The sequence below is a fragment of the Clostridium sp. AM25-23AC genome (assembly GCF_003435125.1).
GTDB classification, from domain to species: Bacteria; Bacillota; Clostridia; order Lachnospirales; family Lachnospiraceae; genus Pilosibacter; species Pilosibacter fragilis.
Genome location: NZ_QWGI01000033.1, coordinates 22888 through 29219 on the forward strand (window position 1 = coordinate 22888; position 6332 = coordinate 29219).

Consider the following 6332-nt stretch of genomic DNA (forward strand, 5'->3'; position numbering starts at 1 on the left):
GACTCTTATAACACTATTTAGTTGCCCTCTATCTGTCCAGATACTCTTAATACCATACGGATCAGTAATCCCGTCTGGTATAATAAAAATTCTAACAGACGTGCATCAATCTTATCGTTATGCTTAACTGTTTTATCATTGATGTCTTTATACGTGGAAATTATAGACTTATACATTCCACCTATGCTTGGATCGGCACCCTGTGATGTCAAATATTTGCAGATTTCACCTTTGTTATTATCCAAGTTCTTATCATTTTGTAAAAACTCTTGCAGAAAAGTTTCCAATGCTTTTCTAAGGTTATCAGCAGCATCCCTTATATATATGCCATCCGCATACTGTTTCAATGCATTGACATATGTTTTCTTAGCACCTGGGTATTTATCTAACCATGACAATACATCGGAAACCAGATTCTTGTCCATCATCGGATCACCCGCCGGAAATACAAAATATCCGTCCTGGTCCTCTAATACTTCATGCTGGATATGTGCTTCTCTTAAACCAGTAACTAATAAATTTTTAAAATTGTCACGAGAATAATATCTTTCAATTGTATTGTCTTGGCAATTCAAAAATGCAATATAAAAAGCTAAAAATTCATTCAGCGATTTCATGTGATTAAACAAGACCTTAACTATCTCTCCAAATTCATCGACAAAATAGACTCCATCAACTCCACTCATGTTCATAACAGTTCCTGTCATGTTACAAAATTTGATGTATTCACCTGCGGTAAGTATACATCCTCCGCGTCCATGCAAATCGCGCAATACATTAGCAATTTTATTATAAAAATATTTTACTTTTCCTTTATCGTTAAATCCTATCCCTAGTTTTTCCCGATAGTCTAACCAATCCATACATTTCACCTCTTCACCATTTCATTCTGTACGCTTCTATTTTCATTTTATACAGAATCGAACTGGTTTTCAATCATTTATTATGAAATGCATGTTTTCCCTGTCCCGATACCGTTCCACGCAGAACCGGATGAACGCGGACGAACTCTGAAAACCGTACCTTGAAACCGATGCCTGAATATACGCCCATTCTTCCTCCGTAAAGCATACATACCCTCTATACTCCTTCGCTCTCTCTGCGTCTGGTTTTTGCTCCCAGAATGGGACCACATTCAGATTGTGTGCCAGAATGTCCAAGTGCTTTTCCTTCACTCCCAGGGATCTCGCAACATACTTTTTTGATCGGGTCATCGGTTCTTTGCTCATCCGCAGAAACAGGCTGACCGTCTTATTTTCTAAACGCTCTTCCGAAAAAGTTACCTCTGGGTCCTGATGGATCAGCGCGGATAGAATTGCATATCTTTCTGGAAGTTTATAGTTCCAGTTTCGGACATTTCCGAAGATTGCGGTCCGCATGACGGCCGTTCCAAAATGTTCCTCTATGAAGTTCTTTCCGAAGCGTTCCACGAGATCTGCCTCCACTCTCTTGTAATCAATCGAAAAGTTCTTGTCCTTCCTGGCGATTCCATATCCGGCGTTCAATAATCCCTCGTAAAGGTTATTGTGGGTTTCCGTGGGTCCTTTCTCTATTGAAAGCTCCTGATACTTTACAAGAACATTGGAGAGTTCTGCTTCTGTCTCTGAAATCTCCAAGTCTGCCTCTATCTCCTCTTCATCCATCGGAAGGAACAGGTTATCGTTGAGTGTCCATTTTTTCATATCATCCTTCATTCTCAGTCTGCACCTGTGCTTCGTGCATATGGTCACATAAGGAATCTGATGGATGACATGCCAATAAGCCTCTCCATAGCGCTCCCTGTCCTCTCTCATGCAGAGCGGGCAGTATTTCAGTACTGTGGATGTGTATGGCTTCGGCAGCTTGATTGGAAATTTCACTTTTTCGCTTAACGCCTGTTCCAGTAGTCTTTCTTTCGTTGCTAAGTCCTGAAACCGGAAGGTATATGGGAACAATGTGTTATGCAAAGCAATATCCCTCTCATCTAAGACTCCCTCCGGCAGTTTCTCAGCCACTCGCCGGATCCCGCAGTTTGGCAGGAAGTTTCCCATTCCTCCGACGCTCTCCTCTCCAAATAGTTCCCTGAGTGTCGTTGCGCTGTTCGGATTGCCGGACCTGACATGGTATCTCCCTAAGACGCTGTACCAGAGTTCGTCCGGGTAAGGCGTTGGAAAGTATTGAAGCATCAGAAGCACCTCCTTTCTAACATAAGGAATTGTTCAAGATTCAGAAGCAGCGCGTCCGCAGACGGATTCTCCATCCAAAGTTCCAGAAGATCCGAGTCATCGCGCTCGGATTTTTTTCGTCCACGCTTCACGGCATAGAATCGCTTTGAAGAGGTCTTTTCTGCGCTCCCTGGTAACTCCTCGTCCATGATGTCTCCTGCGTCCAGTTTATCCCTTCTACCATCCACGGGATCTAAGGAAATCTCTTCCTGGCAGTCTCCCTCCAGGGATGTTTCTTCGGTAGTCTCCACTTCTATCTCCACGGATTCCACCGTCTCTTCATTCACGGTTACTTCCTGTACCGTAAAGTCAGAAATGGAAGTTCCGCTCCATCCATATGTTTTCGGGACTTCGATTCCAAGACACATGACCGCCTGTTTCAGCACCTCATAGGAAAGTTTCTCCTTCCCTGTGAGAATTGCCTGGACCTGTGCCTCCTGGAAGATCTTCACGATGTAGGACGGGATCCCGGCCGAGAGATCATAGATCTGCTTCATCAGCTTTTCGGAGAGTTCCGTCTTTTGAAGCACCACCTGGGAATCCCAGAGTTCTGTAATGAACTTCCGGTATGTCACATCATATTTTAATGGCAGAAGCCGGAATCCTCTGGTTCTCCGCTTCAAGTGTTCCTGACTCATGAAGAGATCTTCAGCCTCCATCGTTCCGCAGAAGCAGATTCCGGTCGATGTCTCATTTGTGAGTTCTACTAAGAACTTTACTAAGGGCTTAAGCTGTCGGTTCTTGACTGCCGTCTGAATCGCATTCTGGATTTCATCAATGACGATCAATCCAATGTGATGATTCATGCAGATGACCTTCAGCTTTGTTGTCGTGGCACTGGCTGCCACCGCTCTCTGATAGGTTGCCTGTTTTAAGTAGTCGGAACCGATTGCGCGGTCGATTGCTGAGAAAATATTGAATGCCAGGGTTCTCACGGAACAATCAGACGGGCACTCCACGAACAGATAGTTGATCTGCTTGGTATACATGGATTTCCCACCATAATTCGTATGGACAATGACCTGTGGCATCAGAGAAAGACATCTCTGGACCGTCGATGTCTTTCCGATTCCCGGGACACCTAAGACAGCTCCGGTGTATGCCTGGGTCGCATACTGAAACTCCCGTTCCCGGCCGGTGCGGAAATCCATATACAGGTCATTCATCTGGCGGATATGGTCCACGATGTTCTTTGTCTGATAGGTTGCTGACATCGCACGATAAAGCATATCATAGATCGTATACATGTAATCCATGGGATAGAACCACTTGGATATTTCCATGACTTCTCTTCTCCGTTCCTCCGGTGACCTTTTCTGAATGTCTTTTGGATAAGGGATCTGACTTCTAAGCCGCTTCATCACCTCTTCTTTTCCAAGGATCTCCGGCAATGCCTCAAAGAAGGGATTTCCCTGTTCTTCTCTATATTCTGCGTCCACGGTCATTCCACTCTGTTTCTGATACTTTTTCATGCCCGTTCCATCTCCTTCGCCTGCTCCATGCGTTTCGTTGAAATCTTATTCTTATCCCGGTACTCTGCCTGTTTCACCACGGACTCAATATCCTTTAAAAGCCGGATCCGTCCTTCGGTATCCCTAAGTTCCGATTCCTTCCGGCTGTCCCGCTCTGCCTTACGCTTCATCTGATATTCACTTTCGGTTGCTCCGGCATATTGCTTGGAATGTCTGGAAAGCTCAAATGGAATGTAATTCATCCCATTCAGCAGAAACAGACGCGATACATCTTCTGGGTCATAGCAGATCCTCACGATCTCGCCTATGTTATGGCTCTCTAAGAACTCCTTATAATTCTCACTCACATACCAGAGTCCCTGATAACAGATTCCGCGCCGGTTCAATGTAGCTGAGGTCCTTGGAAGTCCAAACCGATACAGTTCTTCACTGTTGATCGGGATAACCAGGGATCTCTTTTCTTTTTCGCATTTCATCCACATTGCGGCCGCCACAGGGTCTGCGTCCTTGCAGAAACGGTTCTCTATCACACGACAGCTGTTCAGGTACAGGATGCAGGAGAGGATGACCTTCGTAAACTCTTCCAAGGTCAGAACCGCCTGACTCCGATAGTCCACCGCCCATCGCTCCTGCGCGTCCGCCTCAATGACTCCTTTTCCTCTGAGTGCCGGTTTATACCGCTGTTGGATCAGATCGAAGGATTTCTCTACCAGACCTTTTCCATCCGGTCGGAATGGCGGCAGGGATTCAAACTCAATTCCGTACTTCATTGCAAGCTCGTTCATCCGGGTGCCAATAAACTCTCTTCCCTTATCTGTAATGATTTCTCCCGGAAGTCCCGTGTTTGGCCACTCTTCTTTTTTGATGTCCAGTCCATACCGTTTACAGAAGGAAACCTTATCCGCAGCCGCATTAGAAAGACAGTTAATGACCGCCTGCTCTCCGGCATCCATTCCCACATAAACTCCGGCGATCAGCTGAGTTGCCGTGTCCACAGCCAAGTAGATATAAGGTCTTCCAATCACTTCAGAACGGTCCAGGCGTGACACCAGGTAGATGTCAGCCTGCGTTGCATCCATCTGAAAGACTCCTATCTGTTCTTTCCAAGCTGATGCACTTCCAAACAACGGACGCTCATTTCTCTGATAATCGGTCAGTCCATTCCTGGCGATCAGGTTCCTGGACTTCTTATGAAAGTTCTTATCATAGAAATAATGGCGGAAAGTATTCCAGGAAGGATAGACATCCAGTAGATGTCCGTCTGGATCCGTGTATCTGGAAAGCAGCAGCATATCATACGCACTCCGCAGGGAAAACTTCTTCGCTGTATAGTAAAACGTGTCGATTGCCCATAGGAAGTCCTTTTCTTCCTTCGTCTCTTCTTTCTCCGCTTTTTTTCTTTCCTCAACTAAGGCTCTTCCGGCCAACGCCCGGAAATACAGTTCCCGGATTCTCCGCTCACTTGTCTTCTCCCTGGCTGCAATCTCCCGGATCTTTGTGTTGCGTCCAGTACGGTCCCACACATAGGATTCCTCTTCCAAGAGTTCCGAGATCAGTTCCTGCCGCTTCTTCTGTCCCGGTGTCTGCTCCTGTGTCATCCTCATCTGAAAATCTTTTGGTGGCTCTATGCGTTCCATGGTTCTTAGATCATCCCTAAGTACAAACTTCGGTGTGCATGGGTTATCATAGGAGATCACCCAGTTCCCTTCTTCGTTTCCGCATAATACCCGAATTACTTCTCCACAGCTTTCTAAGAACATCTCAGCACTCTCCCTTCTCCATGACAACGATCTTCCACTCTGTAACTTTTGTGGTACTCCAATACCGTCTGGAAAATTCCAGTTTTTCGATGGCTGCCCGTTTGGAAAGTCCGTCTTTGTTTGTCAGTTCCCGGATTCCTGTTCTTCCATCTGTAAAATGAATCACAAAGTCTGACGTCCACTGAGTGTCAAAGTATTCTTTTCGGATCCCGATTGTATTTATGAATGGGTACTTGTCTGGATCCAATACGGTTCCGGCCTCATAAGAAGCAACAGCCGCAGACGCTTCCAAGTACCTTGCATACTCCCTGGCTTCCCTTGAGTGTACGCACACTACGATTCCATTCTTATCACTCCTAAAATGAATGTCCCTACGTTTCGTTCCCGCTTTTTCCATGTTCATTTCTCCTTATGGTTTATTCAGATTGAATTGATTCAAACCATTCGGACGCTAATTTTCAGAGACAAACGCAGACGGTCATTGAATTATTCCGAGTTTTTGGATTTATTCTGAGTTTCTGGTCGCTATTTCTACCAGAATTTGGATATTCATCGAATTTCCAGGCATAATTATTCCGAGAAATTGGATGTCCATGGAATTTCCGGTCATATTTATTCCCGGAAATTGGTATTTACTCCGAGTTTCTGGCATTTATTCTAAGTTTTTGGTGCCATTTTCTCCGCTTAATTCCATTTAATCCTAGTTTTTGGTATTTATTCCGAGTTTCTGGTTGCTATTTCTTCCAGAAATTGGCTTTACAGCGAATTTCCGGTCATATTTATTCCCAGAAATTGGTTCTCCACCAAGCCCAAAAGCCATTTTCTCGAAATAATTCCAATTATTTCGAGATACTATGTTCTCGTCCCACCAAGAATCACCCTCTTGTCCACCCGAA

Annotated in this window: 6 protein-coding genes; all 6 read right to left on the reverse strand. The window is 45.1% G+C overall.

Annotated elements, in window-relative coordinates; all coding sequences use genetic code 11:
- Positions 1 to 17: 17 nt before the first annotated feature.
- Positions 18 to 863 carry a hypothetical protein gene (locus DW677_RS15395; protein WP_117567748.1) on the reverse strand — a complete coding sequence of 282 codons (846 nt, stop codon included), beginning with the start codon at positions 861 to 863 and terminating at the stop codon, positions 18 to 20.
- 69 nt (positions 864 to 932) lie between these two features.
- Positions 933 to 2165, reverse strand: coding sequence for a TniQ family protein (locus DW677_RS15400; protein WP_117567749.1), 1233 nt, complete (start codon positions 2163 to 2165; stop codon positions 933 to 935).
- Positions 2165 to 3676 (reverse strand): AAA family ATPase, encoded by a 1512-nt coding sequence (locus DW677_RS15405; RefSeq protein WP_117567750.1) that lies wholly within the window; start codon positions 3674 to 3676, stop codon positions 2165 to 2167. The genes DW677_RS15400 and DW677_RS15405 overlap by 1 nt, the downstream gene beginning before the upstream one ends.
- Positions 3673 to 5436, reverse strand: a complete 1764-nt coding sequence (locus DW677_RS15410) for a Mu transposase C-terminal domain-containing protein (RefSeq protein ID WP_117567751.1) — start codon at positions 5434 to 5436, stop codon at positions 3673 to 3675. The genes DW677_RS15405 and DW677_RS15410 overlap by 4 nt, the downstream gene beginning before the upstream one ends.
- A 1-nt stretch (position 5437) precedes the next feature.
- Positions 5438 to 5833 carry a hypothetical protein gene (locus tag DW677_RS15415; RefSeq protein ID WP_117567752.1) on the reverse strand — a complete coding sequence of 132 codons (396 nt, stop codon included), beginning with the start codon at positions 5831 to 5833 and terminating at the stop codon, positions 5438 to 5440.
- 303 nt (positions 5834 to 6136) lie between these two features.
- Positions 6137 to 6332 (reverse strand): hypothetical protein (locus DW677_RS18415; RefSeq protein ID WP_181968380.1); only part of this gene is annotated, 196 nt, incomplete at its 5' end.

Bases quoted from the DNA above. Each gene is read 5' to 3' on its own strand.
- DW677_RS15400 (WP_117567749.1), bottom strand. From the start codon at position 2,165: ATGCTTCAATACTTTCCAACGCCTTACCCGGACGAACTCTGGTACAGC.
- DW677_RS15410 (WP_117567751.1), bottom strand. From the start codon at position 5,436: ATGTTCTTAGAAAGCTGTGGAGAAGTAATTCGGGTATTATGCGGAAAC.
- DW677_RS15395 (WP_117567748.1), bottom strand. From the start codon at position 863: ATGGATTGGTTAGACTATCGGGAAAAACTAGGGATAGGATTTAACGAT.
- DW677_RS15415 (WP_117567752.1), bottom strand. From the start codon at position 5,833: ATGGAAAAAGCGGGAACGAAACGTAGGGACATTCATTTTAGGAGTGAT.
- DW677_RS15405 (WP_117567750.1), bottom strand. From the start codon at position 3,676: ATGAAAAAGTATCAGAAACAGAGTGGAATGACCGTGGACGCAGAATAT.